We start from the raw sequence: 17743 nt of genomic DNA, 5'->3' as shown, positions 1-17743 counted from the left end.
TGCGACGGCTTTCGAGGCTGCGACGAGTTGCAGCACGACGGGCTACGTCCCTTACGATCATCTGATGCGACCAGCAAGACTCCCCGACGGCTTCGGCATTCGGTTGGACCCCAAGGTGCGCACGTACTCGGGTGGCCGGGTACTCATCGGCGGATCTCCGACGCGGATGCTCAAGCTGGCGCCGACGGCTGCGGCGATGATCGGTGACGGCTTCCTCGAGGTGGTCGATCAGCAGAGCGCTGCGGTTGCGCGACACCTTCTCGATTCAGGTGTCGCGAATCCTCGTCCGATGTCGACGCCGTCCGCTGCCGATGTCACGGTCGTGATTCCGGTCAAGGACAACCAGGCCGGCGTCGAACGCCTATTGCCCGTCCTCAAGGATCTGACCGTCATCGTTGTCGACGACGGTTCGGAAGTGCCGGTGGAGCCCCGTCGCGCCTGCCCGGGCACCGGCACCATCACAGTGGTCCGGCACGAGAGTGCCCGCGGACCCTCGGCAGCGAGAAACTCGGGATTGCGTTCGGCCCAAACACGTTTCGTAGCTTTCCTGGACTCCGACGTCATACCGCGTGCCGGTTGGCTCGAGTTGATGTTGGGCCACTTCAGCGATCCGGGGGTTGCCCTTGTTGCACCCCGCATCGTCGCCCTCGATCCGTACGGGACGGCGCTGGCGCGGTACGAGAACATGCGATCGTCTCTCGACCTCGGACGCAAGGAAGCTGCGGTGAAGTCGGGCAGTCCGGTCGCCTATGTCCCCAGCGCCGCCGTGATCGTCCGGCGCGACGTGGCACTCGAATGCAACGGTTTCGACGAGGGTCTCGAAGTAGCCGAGGACGTCGATTTCTGCTGGCGACTGCAGGCTGCGGGTTGGCGACTGAGGTACGAACCGGTTGCGCATGTCGCCCACGATCATCGAGTTCAGTTCGACAAGTGGTTCGCCAGGAGAGCGTTCTACGGCACGGGTGCGGCGCCGTTGGCTGCAAGACACGAGGGTTCGGTTCCGCCGATGGCGATGTCGTTCTCGACGCTCTTCGCGTGCATCGCCGCCGCAACACTGACCCGTTCCGGTCTTGCCGGCGCACTCGGCGCTTTGCTGTTTACCGTTTACCGGCTGCGAAAGATGTTCACCGGCCTGAGTCAACCCACCCGGATCGCGGCGATCCTCACCGCGCAGGGAGTTGTCGGCGGATTCTGGCAACTCGCCTCGGCAATGTGTCGTCACTACTGGCCCGTGACGCTCCTGGCGGTGATCGCCTCCAGGCGAATTCGGCGGCTGGCCGTCGCTGCAGCAGTCACCGAAGGTTTGGTGGACTGGTATCGCCACCGTGAGCCAGGCGGGCTGGGACCGGTTCGGTACGTCTTCTTCAAACGAGCCGACGACATCGCGTATGGAGCCGGACTCTGGCGTGGCGCATTCGACGCCCGCGACTGGGCGGCGCTGAAACCTCGAATCACCAAGTGACAGAAGCCGACTACGCAGATTTCCTGGTTGTCGGTGGTGGCACGTGTGGTTGCGTGGTCGCAGCCAGGCTCAGTGAAGATCCATCCGCCACGGTGATGCTCCTCGAATCGGGAAGCGGATATCGATCGGCGCTCGAACTCCCGGACGTCCTGGGTGATCCGTACCGACTGCCGGTCGGACCTGCGAGCGAATACACGTGGACCTATCCGGTCGAACTGACGCCGCGTCGGGCGTCCACAATTGCGCGGGGGCGGACACTCGGTGGATCCGGAGCCGTCAACGGTGCGTACTTCACCCGCGCGACCCGTGCTGATTTCGAGCATTGGCCGAGTTCATGGCGATACGACGACGTCTTGCCGTACTTCAAGAAGTCCGAAACGGATCGTGATTTCGAGAGCGAGTTCCACGGGACCGCCGGACCGATCCCGGTCGAGCGTCGAGCGTGGGACCAACTGCATCCACTGAGCGGCGAGTTTCATGCGGCAGCGCTCGGAGCAGGCTTTCCCGACGACGTCGACAAGAATGCGCCGGACTCGTTCGGGGTGGGCCGAGTGCCACTGAACGTGTCGGATCATCGTCGGATCAGTACGGCGATCGGGTATCTGATGCCGGCGTTGCACCGGCCGAATCTGCGGGTGGAATCCGGAGTGAACGTCATTCGTATCGCGTTCTCGGGTACCCGTGCGATCGGCGTCGACGTTCTCGGCGACGGCAATGTCCGACGCATTCGTGCCGACCATGTGGTCGTGTGTTCGGGTGCGGTGGCGACACCGCACATTCTCCTCAATTCCGGTGTTGGTCCAGCGGAACAACTTGTAGGGCAGGGAGTTTCCGTCGTTCTCGATCGACCGGGCGTCGGACAGAACTTCGTCGACCACCCGGAAGTGCTGCTGCCGTACCATTTTTCGAAGCCCCGCACGATTCGATCGCAGACTCCGGTGCTGGAGACAGCCCTCAACCTCGCTGAGATCGAAATTCGTCCGTACACCGCATCTTTCACCGAACTGGTTCCCGGTGTGCCTCGCATGGACCACGGCGTCGGAGTGGTCCTCATGGCGCCGCACAGCCGGGGAAGCATCGAACTGGCATCGCGGGATCCCGCTGGGGCGCCGCGTATTCGGTACAACTACGTCGCGTCGGCGCACGATCGAGCTGCCATTCGGGAAGGGATGCAGATCGCCGAGAATCTTCTCGAGTCGATCGCCGAGACGGGGTTGATCGATCGCCCCGTCGTGGAGTACACCGATGAGTGGGTCGAATCCCGCCTGGGAACGTCGCTGCATATGTCCGGTAGTTGCGTGATGGGTGCCGAGGCGGACCCGTTCGCAGTCGTCGACGGTCGGTGCCGTGTGATCGGCGCGCAAGGACTCAGTATTGTTGACACGTCAATCCTGCCGACGATCCCGACCCGCGGCCCGCATGCGACCGCGGTGATGGTCGCGGAACGAGCAAGCGCCATTCTGCTCGGCGACGAGTGACCGCGAGGGGCAGCAGGCTGGGTCGGCAGTCATACCGAATGGTCGTTCTCGCCTATGGGCTGTGATCGGCGTTACAGTGGTCCACGGAGCGGAGGAACGCAAAATATGGCACGTGAACAGGCTGTGCCCGGCAACCCGTGGGTGGCGGTCAGGCCAGGCGATGACGTCGCGTTACTCGCGCGGCGACTTTCGTCTGCCCATCAGTCGTTCATCGATGCTCGCGGCGTGCCCGGCCAGGGGCTGACCGACGACTCCCATGTCCGCTCGGTCGTACTCGAGTCCTGGATGCGTAGCCGCAACAAGGGGGTAAATCCCGATGTGGTCGGCAACCCTGAGATGCTCGAAGGGTTGGAGCTCGAAAAATATCGCTCCGCGCATCCCATGTCACTGATCCGTCCGGTGATTCGGAAACTCCTGGTGGAAGATGCTGCCGAGACCGGACTACTGATCGCGATCAGTGACGCACACGGTCGACTGCTCTGGGTGGAGGGTGACAACTCGGCCAAGGACAAGGCGTTGTCCATGAACTTCGTCGAAGGCGCCGATTGGAGCGAAGATCGTGTCGGCACCAATGCGCCGGGAACGGCGCTTGCTCTCGATCACTCCGTACAGATTTTCGGATCCGAGCATTTCAACCGAACCGTGCACGACTGGAGTTGTTCGGCCGCACCCGTCCACGATCCCACCACTGGGCAAATCCTTGGTGCCATCGACATCACCGGTGGTCCCAGGGTTGCGGTTCCCGAAGTGCTGTCACTGATCCGTGCAACTGTCGCGGCCGCCGAATCGGAATTGCGATTCCATCTCTTGAACTCGCCCATCCCACTCAGTGCCACGGCTCCGCGCCTCGAAACATTCGGTGCCGGCCGGCCGACGCTGGTTCGCGGCGGTGACCGCATCCCGATTTCGCAGCGTCACGCCGAGATTCTCCTTCTGCTTTCCGAACACCCGGAGGGTCTCAGCTCCGACCACCTTGCGGTGCTGCTCGACGAGGGCGAACTCGACGCAGTGACCATTCGCGCGGAAATGTCGCGGCTTCGTAAGGTTTTCGGCGCCGACCGGCTGGCTTCGCGCCCCTATCGGATCATCACGGAGTTCACGACAGATGTCGGCGATGTGCGGGCAGCGTTGGACCGAGGCGACGCAGCGACGGCGATGAAACTGTATTCGGGCCCGGTGCTGGCGGGCTCTGCCTCCCCGGGAATCGAAGAGGTGCGGGAAGAACTACGCACCAGGGTCCAGGCAGCTCTGCTGCGTGGAGGTGACGCCAACCTTCTGGCCCGGTGGACCACGTCGGTGCACGGCCGCGAAGACTCCGTCGTGTGGGAGGCCTACCTGTCCACGTTGGATCCTCAATCTCCGCTGTATTCGCAGGTCCAGGCTAGAATTGATCTCCTCGACCGCCAATTGGGCATCTGAGAATCATCTGCGTTTCTCGCACGCAACGTACTTGCAACGTTGCAACTCCTAGTGTTGTGAATCACACCCCACCGGGGGGTGGGATTGCAGTCACCGATTTGGTGGGTGCGCCCAGGAAGATCACGTTTACATAGGAGCTTGCAATGACCGTGTACGCCCGCCCAGGTACCGCCGACGCGATCATGTCCTTCCAGTCTCGATACGACAACTGGATCGGCAACGAATGGGTTGCTCCGGTCAAGGGTCAGTACTTCGAGAACCCGACACCGGTGACCGGACAGAATTTCTGTGATGTGGCTCGTTCCACCGCAGAAGACATCGAACTCGCTCTCGACGCAGCGCACGCAGCAGCTCCGGCCTGGGGCAAGACCTCGGTCGCCGAGCGCGCGATCATCTTGAACAAGATCGCTGATCGTATGGAGGAGAACCTCGAATCCATCGCACTCGCCGAGTCGTGGGACAACGGCAAGCCGATCCGCGAGACCCTCAACGCCGACATTCCGCTCGCCATCGATCACTTCCGATACTTCGCGGGAGCTATTCGCGCACAGGAAGGTTCGCTCTCGGAGATCAACTCCGACACCGTGGCGTACCACTTCCACGAGCCGCTCGGCGTAGTCGGCCAGATCATTCCGTGGAACTTCCCGATCCTCATGGCCGTGTGGAAGCTTGCCCCCGCCCTCGCTGCCGGCAATGCCATCGTGCTCAAGCCTGCCGAGCAGACGCCAGTCTCGATCCTGCACCTCATCGGCATCATCGGTGACCTGCTGCCTGCCGGTGTTCTCAACATCGTCAACGGCTTCGGCGTCGAGGCCGGAAAGCCGCTCGCGTCCAGCCCGCGTATCAAGAAGATCGCGTTCACCGGTGAGACCACCACCGGTCGCCTGATCATGCAGTACGCGTCGCAGAACCTTATCCCCGTCACCCTCGAACTCGGTGGCAAGAGCCCCAACATCTTCTTCTCCGACGTTCTCGCCTCAAACGACGACTACCAGGACAAGGCACTCGAGGGCTTCACGATGTTCGCCCTCAACCAGGGCGAGGTCTGCACCTGCCCGTCACGTTCGCTGATCCAGGAAGACATCTTCGACGAGTTCCTCGCGATGGCAGCCATCCGCACCAAGGCTGTGCGCCAAGGGGATCCGCTCGACACCGACACCATGATCGGTGCCCAGGCCAGCAACGATCAGCTCGAGAAGATCCTCTCGTACATCGAGATCGGCAAGGCCGAAGGCGCCAAGGTCATCACCGGTGGTGAGCGAGCCGAACTCGGCGGAGACCTGTCCGGCGGCTACTACGTCCAGCCGACGGTGTTCACCGGCAACAACAAGATGCGCATCTTCCAGGAAGAGATCTTCGGACCCGTCGTCTCGGTCACCTCGTTCAAGGACTACGACGAGGCCATCGAAATCGCCAACGACACGCTCTACGGTTTGGGCGCCGGTGTCTGGTCCCGCGACGGCGGAGTTGCTTACCGCGCAGGCCGCGACATCCAAGCCGGTCGCGTCTGGACCAACACGTACCACCAGTACCCGGCACACGCCGCTTTCGGTGGATACAAGCAGTCCGGCATCGGCCGCGAGAACCACCTGATGATGCTCTCGCACTACCAGCAGACCAAGAACCTCCTGGTCAGCTACGCCCAGAAGGCTCAGGGCTTCTTCTGATCTACCCACCGGCACCCGTGAGCCCCTCGCTGCGGGTGCCGGTGAGCAAGACTGCAACACGCGAAACCTGCACAAACACACGGAGGTTGGAATGAGCGCCACGGACACACCCGATACCGGCGCCGTTCCACCCCGGTTGGTGACCACCGCTGGGGCGGCTGACCTCCTGCGCCGCCTCAGCGGGACTCACGGCGAACTGATGATGCATCAATCCGGCGGATGCTGCGACGGCTCGGCCCCGATGTGTTATCCCTCAGGCGAATTCATCGTCGGGGACCGTGACGTACTACTCGGAATCGTCGATCTCCGACTTGCTGTCGGAGAGACTCCCGAAGACCTTCCCACCGGAACCGACGCTGTACAGGTCTGGATTTCCGGATCACAGTTCGAAGCCTGGAAGCACACCCAGTTGGTACTGGACGTCGTGCCCGGCCGCGGCAGTGGATTCAGCCTGGAGTCTCCTGAAGGATTCAGATTCCTCAGTCGAGCAAGGGCATTCACACCGGACGAAAACGAAGCACTCGGCGCGTCGAGCATTCTCGTGGGCGCTGATTGGGAAGCGGGCGTGCGTCCTTTGCCCCCGACGGTTCCCCAGGTGGTCGCCGAGGCCGTCGACGCCTGCCCGGTGCCGGGCGCGGCCGCCCGATCCTGAGAACGGCAGCCTGAAGAAGATCTGAACAGACTCGGGGCCGCTCACATGACAGCCAGTTAACAGCACGGTCATCTCCAGGCGACCTTCTCCGTACATCGCCCACATACCGTTCATTTCACGCGACGCATCCACCGTGCGTCGTCTCATTCTTGACCGATTCAGAGGATGGACATGTCTCTTTCCGACCACGCAACCGGCAAAAACGCCGGTGCCGCGGGTGCACACCACGACGGCGCAGACTTCCATGCGGAAGACAATTCGTATCTGGAGAAACGAACACTCCGAAAGGGAACAGCAGGGTGGGTGCTGCTTGCGGGGTTGGGTGTCAGCTATGTGATTTCCGGTGACTACGCCGGCTGGAACAACGGTCTGGCTGAAGGTGGTTTCGGTGGCCTTCTCATCGCGGCGGTTGTCATCGCGGGTATGTACCTGGCGATGGTGCTCGGTATGGCCGAGATGTCGTCGGCACTTCCTGCCGCTGGTGGTGGATACACGTTTGCCAGACGGGCCATGGGGCCCTGGGGCGGATTTGCCACCGGCACAGCAATTCTCATCGAGTACTCGATAGCACCCGCAGCGATCGCGACCTTCATCGGTGCGTACGTCGAGTCCCTGAACCTGTTCGGGATCACCGACGGCTGGTGGGTGTACCTCGCGGTGTACGCGATCTTCATCGGCATTCACCTCACCGGCGCCGGTGAGGCACTCAAGGCGATGTTCATCATCACCGCCATTGCACTCGTCGGCCTGGTCGTGTTCGCGGTTTCGGCTGTCGGCCTTTTCGATTCGTCCAACCTCACCGATATCGCCGTCGACACCAGCGCAGTCGGATCGTCGTCGTTCCTGCCATTCGGTCTGCTCGGAATCTGGGCCGCCGTGCCCTTCGCGATCTGGTTCTTCCTTGCGGTCGAAGGTGTACCGCTGGCCGCCGAGGAAGCACGTGAGCCGGAGAAGAACGTCCCCCGCGGCATCATCATCAGCATGTTGATCCTGATCGTCACAGGCGCAACGGTTCTCTTCCTCGCCACCGGTGCGCTCGGCGCAGACGCCCTGTCCACCTCCGGAAATCCGCTCGTCGAGGCTCTGGGGGACAGCGGAGCGGCAAAGGCCGTCAACTACATCGGACTTGCCGGTCTGGTCGCGAGCTTCTTCTCGATCATGTACGCCTACTCACGCCAGACGTTTGCGCTCTCCCGCGCCGGCTACCTGCCGAAGAACCTGTCGGTGACCAACAAGCGCAAGGCCCCCACTCTCGCGCTCGTCGTACCCGGAATCATCGGCTTCGCGCTCTCACTCACCGGTGAAGGTGCAATGTTGCTCAACATGGCGGTGTTCGGCGCGGCAGTAAGCTACGTCCTGATGATGGTGAGTCACATCGTTCTTCGTAAGCGTGAGCCGAACATGCCGCGCCCGTACCGCACGCCCGGCGGTATCGCCACCACCTCGTTTGCGCTCGTGATCGCGGCAGTGTCGGTGGTGGCCACCTTCCTGGTCGATCCCGTTGCGGCATTGCTGACGTTGGTTGCCTTCGGAGTTCTCATGGCGTACTTCGGTCTCTACAGTCGCCACCACCTTGTTGCCAACTCGCCGGACGAGGAGTTTGCTGTACTTGCACAGGCGGAAGAAGAATTGGGATGAGTCGCGGGATGGCCAAGTATCACCAGCAGGTATCCGGAACCAACTACTCGTTCGACGGTCTCGTCGATCTGATGGCAAAAGCGACACCACTGCGGTCGGGTGACGAACTAGCCGGTTGTGCGGCAAGCTCCGACGCCGAACGTGCTGCTGCTCAATGGGTTCTGGCTGATCTTCCGTTGACGGTGTTCCTCGAAGATCTGGTGGTTCCGTACGAGGACGACGAGGTAACCAGGCTCATCATCGACAGCCACGATCGCCTGGCCTTTGCGCCGGTGGCGCACCTGACTGTCGGCGGACTACGAGACTGGTTGCTCGAGACCGCGTCGGCGCCGGAAGCTTCCGCACGGTTGTCCGCCGTAAGTCCCGGGCTCACCCCCGAGATGGTTGCGGCGGTCAGCAAGATCATGCGCAATCAGGACCTGATCGCCGTCGCGAAGGCCATCACCGTGACCGCGGGGTTCCGTACGACCATCGGACTGCCCGGCCGGCTGAGCACCCGACTCCAACCAAACCACCCGACAGACGATCCACGCGGCATCGCGGCGGCCACATTGGACGGTCTCCTGATGGGATGTGGCGACGCCGTCATCGGTATCAACCCGGCGACGGACTCACCCCAGGCCACCTCGGATCTGCTCCACCTGCTCGACGACATCCGTCAGCGATTCGAGATCCCGACTCAGTCGTGCGTGCTCTCGCACGTGACCACCACGATCGGACTGATCGAATCGGGGGTGCCGGTCGATCTTGTCTTCCAATCGATTGCCGGTACCGAAGGCGCCAATTCCGGTTTCGGAGTGAACATTCCGCTCCTGCGTGAGGGCAACGAGGCCGGGCGCTCCTTGAACCGCGGAACGGTCGGCAACAACGTCATGTACTTGGAGACGGGGCAGGGGTCCGCCCTCAGCTCAGGTGCCCACTACGGCACCGGCGGAGCCCCGGTCGATCAGCAGACACTCGAGACCAGGGCATACGCAGTGGCACGTGATCTCGAACCGCTGCTGGTCAACACGGTGGTCGGCTTCATCGGTCCCGAGTATCTCTACGACGGCAAGCAGATCATTCGCGCGGGCTTGGAGGATCACTTCTGCGGAAAACTCCTCGGGCTGCCGATGGGAGTGGACGTCTGCTACACCAACCACGCCGAAGCCGATCAAGACGACATGGACAACCTGCTCACCTTGCTGGGCGTCGCCGGCGCGGCGTTCGTGATCGCGGTGCCCGGCGCCGACGACGTGATGCTCGGCTATCAAAGTCTGGCGTTCCACGACGCGCTGTATGTGCGTAAGGTTCTCGGTTTGCAGCCCGCCCCGGAGTTCGAGACCTGGCTCCACAACTTGGGGATGACCGACGCAAACGGTCGGGTTCTTCCGATCGATGCCGAAATGTCGCCGTTGCGGGCTTTGACGGTGAACTCATGACCGAAGATCAGGCACCGATCCTCGATTTCTGGGGTCCACTGCGCAAGACCACACAATCGCGTATCGGGCTGGGGCGTGCCGGAGATTCGTTGCCCACCAAGCGGGTTCTCGAATTCAAGGCAGCTCACGCCGCAGCCCGCGACGCGGTCCACGAGCCACTCGACTCCGAGACGCTTGCCAGTCGGGTCGAAGGGGTGGGCATCGGGGCGCCGGTGGTGGTGGCGAGCAGCGTCTCCACCCGCAGTGAGTATCTCCGGAGACCCGACCTGGGGCGCCAGCCGGCTGACCTGAGCGCGATCAAGAGCTCCGACAAGGAAATCGGGTTCATCCTCGCCGACGGACTCTCCCCGCGAGCACTGATGGACCACGGCGAGCAACTATTGTCCGCGTTGGTCACGGTGTTGGGGGAGCGGTACTCGATCGCGCCGCCCGTGATCGCCACGAATGCCCGTGTGGCACTGGGTGATCACATCGCTGCCGCGATGGGAGTGCAGACGGCGATCGTCCTGATCGGCGAACGTCCAGGGCTCTCCGTTGCGGACAGTGTCGGGATCTATCTGACTCACCTTCCCCGCGTCGGTCGTACCGACGCGGATCGAAACTGCATTTCCAATGTCCACCCACCCGAGGGACTCGGATACGAGCAGGCTGCTCGTGTCGTCCTGGGATTGGTGACGGGAGCGCGCCAGTTGGGCCGCTCCGGCGTCGACCTCAAGGACACCTCTCGCGCCGACGCCGTTGCGTCGGGAGAAGTGCTGACGCTCGATTAATTGACAACTGCACGGCATACCCGGGTCGATCGACACTCGGGTATGCCGTCGTACCCGAATCACGACGAAAACGAGGGAATCGATGTTCCGTTCGCTGCATTCTCGCGCCCTGTGCGCGTTGGCGGTAGGTAGTGTCCTGTTGAGTGCAACTGCATGTAGTTCGGCCGAGAGCGCCCCGAAAGAAGATGTGGCGCAGAGTGGTTCATCCTGCGCGGTGTTGGATCCCAGTCTTGCGTGGTACGGCGACAACCGTGTGACGTTGGATGCCATGATGACGGAGTTCGGAACGTGTGGAGCTGCAGGTGATGTCGATGACGGAGCTCCGTTGGCGCTCTTCGACTGGGACAACACAGTTGTCAAGAACGACATCGGAAGCGCCACCGCATTCTGGATGATCAAGAACAACAAGGTGTTACAGCCTGCCGGAGTGGACTGGGCAACCACCAGCCGCTTCATGACGCCAGCCGGCGCTGCCGCACTTTCCGCCGCGTGCGGCTCCGAGACCGCGCCGGGGCAACCGTTGGCAACCAGCACCGACTCGGACTGCGCGGACGAGATCGTTGCGGTACTCGAAGAGAAGACTCGCGACGGGCAGGCCGCATTCGACGGTTACGATCACCGCCGGACAAAAGCCGCATACGCGTGGGCCGTGCAGTTGATGGCAGGGCACACCGAGGACGAGATCACCGAGTACGCCCGCGCAGCGCGTGCCGAGAATCTCGCTGCTGCAGAAGGATCCGATCAGACCGTCGGTACGACGGAAGTCGACGGCTCGGTGCGGTACTACGCGCAAATCGAAGATTTGATGAAATCCCTCGGCGCTCATGGATTCGACGTGCGGATCATTTCCGCGTCGGCCGAACCGGTCGTTCGAGTCTGGGCGGAACAGCTGGGATTGGACGCCGATCATGTGATGGGAGTTCGGCCCATCGTCGAGGGCGGGGTTCTCACCGGGCGCCTGCGTGGGTGTGGTGGCGTTGCGGACGGCGACGACTCGGTCATTCCGTACATCGACGGCAAGCGGTGCCAGGTCAACGAGGTTGTCTACGGGGTTCAAGGGCCTACGGCGTTCGAGCAGTTGGCCGCCGATCGACGTCAGGTATTTGCTGCCGGTGATTCTGTCACCGACGTGACGTTCCTCGGAGATGCGACCGGTGCGCGCCTGGTGATCAACCGCAACAATCCCGAACTGATGTGCAATGCCTACGACAACAGTGACGGGAAATGGCTGGTCAACCCCATGTTCATCGAACCGAAGTCCCGGGCGGACGCTCCCTATCACTGCTCGACCGATGCTTACACCGACGCGGCCGGGGCAAAAGGTGCCGTGACTCGCGCAGACGGCAGCGTGATCCCCGATCAGGCCGATACCGTCGCGTGACGGTCGACTTGTCGCGGTGACTTCACAACGATCGATCGGGGTGTGATCTGATTCTGTCGAGCCCTTTGTCGGGCTGCGGAAACCCACGGGTGTCCGCTGTGATGCTGGAGCCGCAGAGGCGGCACGTGAGTAGGAGAAATCGATGGCCTTCGCTGGCAATGTGGACGAGTTGGCACTGCTCCAAGCAGTACGTCTCAAGGAGCGGGTCGGAGCGGTCGTCCTGGCCGAGCACCTGGGCGTCAGCTCGGCTTCCGGTCAAGCTGCGTACGACGCACTTGTCGCGCAGGGCAAAGCGGTCGAAGCGGAAAACGCCATCAGCCTGACCGAGAAAGGTTTGGCAGAACTCGAAGATCAGTTGGACGCCGAGCGCGTCTCGATCGACGAGGACTCCATCGCTGAGGTGTACGAGGCGTTCCTTCCCTTGGACGAGGAGTTCGCCGCGCTCATCGACGACGCAGATTCGGATTCCCTTGCAGAGTTGGATCGCCGGGCTGCAAACCTGTTCGACGATCTGTCGGCATTCGTTCCGCGGTTGTCTCGTTACCAGGATCTCTTCTCGGATGCTCTCGCGAAAGTGCAAGCCGGGGAGTCCAAGTGGATTTCCGAACCGATCATCGACTCCTACGCCACGGTGTGGGGCGAGATCCGTCAGGAACTGTTCGGGGCTGCCGGTAAGGCTTGATCCGTAGCGTTGCACCGTGACGCCGTTTCTCGAGGGCCGTCCGATTCGTGAGAACGAATCGGACGGCCTGCGGCATGTCGAGGGTCGTGAAACTCGTTACCATTGCATACAAGTGGTGACCGAGATCACTCCTACCCCCTTTCGGGGGTAGTGCGGGGGTGAGCCACATCACTACCTTTCCTCCTATCGACGGTGATGCCCACAGGGCGACACCACGGGACCACGGAGGAATCGAGTGACCACAGTCTCTCCCACAGGCGGCACCAGTGCCGCCGGCGCCGGGGGTGCGAGTGCCGCAGGTGCGACGCAGCCCCCGCAGAACACCACCAGTGTGCGGCGCGTCGCAATCGCGAGTTGTATCGGCACGACTATCGAGTTCTACGACTTCTTCATCTACGGAACCGCTGCGGCACTTGTCTTTCCGACGGTGTTCTTCCCCGCGCTCGGTGCCACTGCGGGAACTGTCGCATCGTTTGCGACTTTCGCAGTCGCATTCATCGCCCGGCCCGTCGGCGCAATGTTGTTCGGACACTTCGGTGATCGCATCGGTCGCAAGAAGACGCTGATCTCGACGCTCCTGCTCATGGGTATCTCGACGCTCCTGATCGGCTTGCTGCCGGGTGCTGCAACCATCGGTGTCGCGGCCCCGATCATCTTGGTGCTCTTGCGATTCGGCCAAGGTTTCGCGGTCGGTGGTGAATGGGCCGGCGCAACTCTGCTCACGGCGGAATACGCTCCACCGGGCAAACGTGGTCTGTATGCGATGTTCCCGCAGCTCGGCCCTGCAATCGCCTTCGTTCTCTCGAGCAGTACCTTCCTCATCACCGGCGCAGTTCTCGGCGACACCAACCAGGCTTTCCTCGATTACGGCTGGCGTATCCCGTTCCTGTTCTCCATCGTGTTGGTCGGCATCGGCCTCTACATGCGGCTCGCTATCGAGGAGACTCCCGTCTTCAAGGCGGAGCAGGCAGAGCGCGTCGCGGAGCAGAAGAACGAAGCACCTCGCACCCTCCCGTTCCTGGATGCTTGGCGGTTCCAGACCAAGGAGATCCTGCTCTCGGCAGGCGCCCTGGCTTGCCTGTTCGCGTTCTTCTACATGGGCACGGCTTTCCTGACGAGCTACGGAACAAAGACCCTCGGCTTCTCCCGTCCGTTCGTCCTGTCGGTCGGTATCGCTTCCGCGGTTGTCTTCGGTGCGGCGATCGTCGTTTCCGCTCTGTACTCGGACCGCATCGGGCGCCGCAAGGTCATCATGATCTCGTGTGGTCTGGCCGTCGTCTGGGCGCTGGTGCTGTTCCCGCTCCTCGACACGGGATCGCCGATCGCGTTCATCATCGGGATGTTCGGCACGCTCATGATCTTCGGAATCGCCTACGGCCCCTGCGGTGCGCTGCTTCCGGAAATGTTCCAGACCCGCTACCGCTACACCGGTGCCGGCCTCGGCTACAACCTCGCCGGAGTGCTCGGTGGGGCAGTGCCGCCGCTGATCGCCGCACCGCTGGCCTCGGCCTACGGGAGCATGGCCATCGGAGTCATGCTGGCGATCCTGGGCGTGTTGAGCCTGATCTGCACCTGGGCACTCGTCGAGACCAAGGACCACGCGCTGTAACCACTGTGCGCCTTTATTAACCGCCGGCGGTTAATAAAGGCGCACAGCAGGCGGGTGGGGTGTCCGGACTCTGAACAGTTACGGCCACCCCGCACCGGGAAGTATGTCGTGCATCACACCGAATCGAGTAAATTCGTAGATGAGAGGGTCCGCTGCGGCGGCCCCTCTCATAGGTGCCTGAACAGGTAACCGGAGAGGACAGAACACATGAGTACGCCGCTGCCCAGCTATACGTCCGGAGTATGGGACGGTCCGATGCTGGGCGACACCATCGGAGACAACCTCGATCGCACGGTTGCCGCACACGGCGACCGCGATGCGTTGATCGACCACGCCAGCGGTCGACGATGGACGTACCGGGAGTTCGCCGAGCAGGTGAACGGGCTCGCTGCCGGACTACTTTCCCGTGGTGTGGGGAAGGGTGATCGGGTAGGGATCTGGGCTCCCAACTGTCCGGAATGGACGTTCACGCAATACGCGACGGCAAAGATCGGCGCGATCCTGGTCAACATCAATCCGGCGTACCGCTCGCACGAGTTGCAGTACGTGCTCGAGCAGGCCGGGATCTCGACGCTGGTGTCTGCGGCCAGCTTCAAGACCTCGGACTACGCGTCGATGATCGAGACGGTGCGGCCGCAGTGCCCGGATCTGACGTCGGTGCTCCTGCTCGGTTCACCCGAGTGGGACGCGGTGCTTGCAGACGGCTTGGCGGCGCAGGCAAGTGATCCGGCTCCGCTCGCCGCAGCCCAGGCCGCGTTGTCGGCCGACGATGCGATCAACATCCAATACACCTCGGGTACTACCGGTTTCCCGAAGGGCGCGACGCTCAGTCACCACAACATCCTCAACAACGGCTATTTCGTCGGCGAGTTGTGCCACTACAGCGAGGTCGATCGGGTGTGCATCCCGGTGCCGTTCTACCACTGCTTCGGCATGGTGATGGGCAACCTTGCGTGCACCAGTCACGGTGCTGCCATGGTCATTCCGGGTCCGGCTTTCGATCCGCGTGCTTCGCTCGAAGCCGTTCAGGCCGAAAAGTGCACGTCCCTCTACGGCGTTCCGACGATGTTCATCGCGGAGTTGGCGTTGCCGGACTTCGACAGCTTCGATCTGTCGTCCCTTCGCACCGGCATCATGGCGGGCTCGCCCTGCCCGGTCGAGGTGATGAAGCAGGTCATCGATCGCATGGGCATGTCGGAGGTGTCCATCTGCTACGGCATGACGGAGACCTCGCCGGTGTCGTTGCAGACCCGCTCGGACGATTCGATCGAGCAGCGCACCGAAACGGTCGGACGGGTAGGGCCGCATCTCGAGATCAAGATCGTCGATCCGGCAACCGGATTGACGGTGCCCCGTGGCGAGCCGGGTGAACTGTGCACGCGTGGTTACTCGGTCATGCTCGGATACTGGGAGAACCCGGAGAAGACCGCCGAGGCGATCGACGCTGCCCGGTGGATGCACACCGGAGACATCGGAGTCATGGACGAGGCCGGATACGTCGCCATCACGGGACGCATCAAGGACATGGTCATCCGCGGTGGCGAGAACGTCTATCCGCGTGAGATCGAGGAGTTCCTCTACACCCACCCCGACATTCTCGATGCGCAGGTCATCGGTGTACCCGACGCAAAGTACGGCGAGGAATTGATGGTGTGGGTCCAGATGCGCGAAGGTGCAGATGATCTCGACGCCGATTCGGTCCGCGCGTTCTGCACCGGCAAGCTCGCGCACTACAAGATTCCGCGGTACGTCCATGTCGTCGACGAGTTCCCGATGACAGTCACGGGCAAGGTCCGCAAGATCGCGATGCGAGAACAGGCGATCGAATTGATCGGTCAGGCCTGAGAGTATGTCCGCGAACCCAGGGGAGCGTGAGCCGGTACGCCCTGAGATCGCGCTCTCCTGGAAGCGTTCTCGACTCAGTGGCCTCGACCCGTCGTCGGCCATCGCCGTGGACACCGAGGAGCAGGACGGTGAGTCTCGTCTGCTCCGGGCCGCCGCACCCGTGCTCGACGAAGTTTCGCAACAGATCGCGGGCACCGGTTTCTGCGTGCTGCTTGCTGATCGCGAATGCCGCGTGGTCGCTTCGGTGTACTCCGACAGTCGCGTCGAGCGAACGATCGAGCGGTTGGGTGTCGTCAACGGTTCACGCTTCGGTGAAGAGCACGCCGGCACCAACGCGCTCGGTACGCCCCTCGAGGTCGGACGAAGCGTGGTGATCCACGGTGACGAGCATTTCCTCGACAGCCTCAAGGGTTTGAGCTGCTACGGACAGCCGATCCTGCATCCCGTCACACGTCGTGTCGAAGGCATTCTCGACATGACCGGCGTTGTCTCGCAGGCCAACCCACTGTTCGCGCCCTTCCTTGCGCGTGCTGCAGCGGACATCGAGAAACGGCTGCTCGAAGGCTCGAAAGCATCGGAGCAGCGGCTGGTCGACGCATTCCAGCGAGTTTCACATCAGCGCCACATTGCCGTCGCGGCCATCGGCGACGACATCCTGCTGAGCAACCGAACCGCTTTGGATCTGCTCGACACCGCAGACCATGTATCGCTCCGTTCCTTGATTGCCGACCTGAATCCGGACCAATCACGATTGGTGACAGTCGAATTGGCGTCCGGCGCGCTGGCGCGAGTTCAAGCCGACCGGATTTCCGGGGCTGACGGTGGTGCGCTCTTCCTGGTCGAACCACTCCAACGGGAACGGGCACCGATCCGCAGAACGCACGAGCGGGCACCGTCTCCGGGCGAACGACTGCGGCGCGACCTGATGCGGGCGCGGGCAACCTCTGCCGCCGTGGCGATCTCGGGTGAAGCGGGATCCGGCCGAACCTCGGCAGCATCGGACGTAGTCGGCAGTGTCGATGCGAGTTGGCTCGATGCCACGCGAATCGCGTTCGACGGCCGTGAGCAGTGGGTCACCGATCTCGTGCGAGCGGCCCGTAAGCGTTCGGGCGTGGTCGTGATCGAACAGGTACAACTCCTTCCTGACTCGGTGTTGCCGCTGGTCGCAGACCTGATCGACGCCAGCGCCGAGGGGCCGAAAATCGTACTGACCAGCGGAGCAGCAGTTGATCTTCCGCCGACCATCGCCGCGCTGCTCTCACGATGCGCCTCCAGGGTTGTCATCACCCCACTGCGCGAGCGACAGGCTGAGATCGCCGAGTTGGCACAAGCCATGTTGGAGGGGATCTCGCCAGAACTGAGGTTGACCGCCAGTGCCGCCGAAGCACTCGCGGCGGCCAACTGGCCGGGCAACCTGGCCGAATTGCGCGTCGTGTTGAATCGCGCCTCGGATGAACGCTCGAGCAATCGCATCGACGTCGCTGATCTGCCCGAGGACTATCGCACCACGACCAAGGTGTCTCGGTTGGCAGGGCGGGAGAAAGCCGAGCGCCAGGCGATCATCGGAGCGTTGAAAGACTGCGGCGGCAACAAGGTTCACGCGTCGGCGCAACTCGGAATCAGCCGAAGCACTCTCTACACACGGATGCGGGCGCTCGACATCACTGTGTAGTTTGCTGTCCGACTTCAGTTGTACAAAGTTCGGACAGTTAGCACCCC

13 protein-coding genes are annotated in these 17743 nt (G+C 62.5%); all 13 read left to right on the top strand.

Annotation, left to right across the window (positions count from 1 at the left end):
• Window positions 1-64: 64 nt before the first annotated feature.
• The 13 genes from mftF (at window position 65) to ATN37_RS30210 (ending at window position 17696) form a co-directional block, all read left to right on the top strand.
• Complete coding sequence (gene mftF, locus ATN37_RS30270) at window positions 65-1462, top strand: mycofactocin biosynthesis glycosyltransferase MftF (RefSeq protein WP_214514515.1); 1398 nt, start codon at window positions 65-67, stop codon at window positions 1460-1462.
• Window positions 1459-2940: a mycofactocin system GMC family oxidoreductase MftG gene (gene mftG, locus ATN37_RS30265; protein ID WP_218696041.1), complete on the top strand. Its 1482-nt coding sequence runs from the start codon at window positions 1459-1461 to the stop codon at window positions 2938-2940. Before mftF ends, mftG begins: the two co-directional genes overlap by 4 nt.
• A 105-nt stretch (window positions 2941-3045) precedes the next feature.
• Entirely contained in the window at window positions 3046-4359 is a 1314-nt protein-coding gene (locus ATN37_RS30260) for a helix-turn-helix domain-containing protein (RefSeq protein WP_007730155.1), read from the top strand.
• Between the two features lie 143 nt (window positions 4360-4502).
• Window positions 4503-6026, top strand: coding sequence for an aldehyde dehydrogenase (gene adh / locus ATN37_RS30255; RefSeq protein WP_007730158.1), 1524 nt, complete (start codon window positions 4503-4505; stop codon window positions 6024-6026).
• 91 nt (window positions 6027-6117) lie between these two features.
• Window positions 6118-6678, top strand: coding sequence for a DUF779 domain-containing protein (locus ATN37_RS30250; protein ID WP_003942021.1), 561 nt, complete (start codon window positions 6118-6120; stop codon window positions 6676-6678).
• A gap of 165 nt (window positions 6679-6843) precedes the next feature.
• The gene (gene eat / locus ATN37_RS30245; RefSeq protein ID WP_003941913.1) at window positions 6844-8316 is read left to right on the top strand and encodes an ethanolamine permease; all 1473 of its coding nucleotides are present in this window, start codon (window positions 6844-6846) and stop codon (window positions 8314-8316) included.
• Window positions 8313-9737, top strand: a complete 1425-nt coding sequence (locus ATN37_RS30240; RefSeq protein WP_007730162.1) for an ethanolamine ammonia-lyase subunit EutB — start codon at window positions 8313-8315, stop codon at window positions 9735-9737. The genes eat and ATN37_RS30240 overlap by 4 nt, the downstream gene beginning before the upstream one ends.
• Window positions 9734-10507: an ethanolamine ammonia-lyase subunit EutC gene (eutC, locus tag ATN37_RS30235; protein WP_058227511.1), complete on the top strand. Its 774-nt coding sequence runs from the start codon at window positions 9734-9736 to the stop codon at window positions 10505-10507. The genes ATN37_RS30240 and eutC overlap by 4 nt, the downstream gene beginning before the upstream one ends.
• Before the next feature lie 82 nt (window positions 10508-10589).
• Window positions 10590-11888 (top strand): HAD-IB family phosphatase, encoded by a 1299-nt coding sequence (locus tag ATN37_RS30230; protein ID WP_218696040.1) that lies wholly within the window; start codon window positions 10590-10592, stop codon window positions 11886-11888.
• A gap of 142 nt (window positions 11889-12030) precedes the next feature.
• Window positions 12031-12570, top strand: coding sequence for a hypothetical protein (locus ATN37_RS30225; protein ID WP_054827683.1), 540 nt, complete (start codon window positions 12031-12033; stop codon window positions 12568-12570).
• A gap of 331 nt (window positions 12571-12901) precedes the next feature.
• Window positions 12902-14179, top strand: coding sequence for an MFS transporter (locus tag ATN37_RS30220; RefSeq protein WP_085998903.1), 1278 nt, complete (start codon window positions 12902-12904; stop codon window positions 14177-14179).
• Between the two features lie 207 nt (window positions 14180-14386).
• Complete coding sequence (locus ATN37_RS30215; protein WP_003941942.1) at window positions 14387-16024, top strand: AMP-binding protein; 1638 nt, start codon at window positions 14387-14389, stop codon at window positions 16022-16024.
• 4 nt (window positions 16025-16028) lie between these two features.
• Window positions 16029-17696, top strand: coding sequence for a sigma-54-dependent Fis family transcriptional regulator (locus ATN37_RS30210; RefSeq protein WP_192712128.1), 1668 nt, complete (start codon window positions 16029-16031; stop codon window positions 17694-17696).
• Window positions 17697-17743: the final 47 nt, after the last annotated feature.

Origin of the sequence: Rhodococcus sp. MH15 (assembly GCF_019266045.1) — a bacterium.
Lineage (GTDB): Bacteria > Actinomycetota > Actinomycetes > Mycobacteriales > Mycobacteriaceae > Rhodococcus_F > Rhodococcus_F qingshengii.
Note: the sequence above shows the minus strand (reverse complement) of the source record. Positions and strands in the feature narration are given on the sequence as shown.

What these genes read in the sequence shown, in the direction of transcription:
- mftF (WP_214514515.1), top strand. Translation starts at nt 65, where the DNA reads ATGCGACCAGCAAGACTCCCCGACGGCTTCGGCATTCGGTTGGACCCC.
- ATN37_RS30260 (WP_007730155.1), top strand. Translation starts at nt 3,046, where the DNA reads ATGGCACGTGAACAGGCTGTGCCCGGCAACCCGTGGGTGGCGGTCAGG.
- adh (WP_007730158.1), top strand. Translation starts at nt 4,503, where the DNA reads ATGACCGTGTACGCCCGCCCAGGTACCGCCGACGCGATCATGTCCTTC.
- ATN37_RS30250 (WP_003942021.1), top strand. Translation starts at nt 6,118, where the DNA reads ATGAGCGCCACGGACACACCCGATACCGGCGCCGTTCCACCCCGGTTG.
- eat (WP_003941913.1), top strand. Translation starts at nt 6,844, where the DNA reads ATGGACATGTCTCTTTCCGACCACGCAACCGGCAAAAACGCCGGTGCC.
- ATN37_RS30240 (WP_007730162.1), top strand. Translation starts at nt 8,313, where the DNA reads ATGAGTCGCGGGATGGCCAAGTATCACCAGCAGGTATCCGGAACCAAC.
- eutC (WP_058227511.1), top strand. Translation starts at nt 9,734, where the DNA reads ATGACCGAAGATCAGGCACCGATCCTCGATTTCTGGGGTCCACTGCGC.
- ATN37_RS30230 (WP_218696040.1), top strand. Translation starts at nt 10,590, where the DNA reads ATGTTCCGTTCGCTGCATTCTCGCGCCCTGTGCGCGTTGGCGGTAGGT.
- ATN37_RS30225 (WP_054827683.1), top strand. Translation starts at nt 12,031, where the DNA reads ATGGCCTTCGCTGGCAATGTGGACGAGTTGGCACTGCTCCAAGCAGTA.
- ATN37_RS30215 (WP_003941942.1), top strand. Translation starts at nt 14,387, where the DNA reads ATGAGTACGCCGCTGCCCAGCTATACGTCCGGAGTATGGGACGGTCCG.
- ATN37_RS30210 (WP_192712128.1), top strand. Translation starts at nt 16,029, where the DNA reads ATGTCCGCGAACCCAGGGGAGCGTGAGCCGGTACGCCCTGAGATCGCG.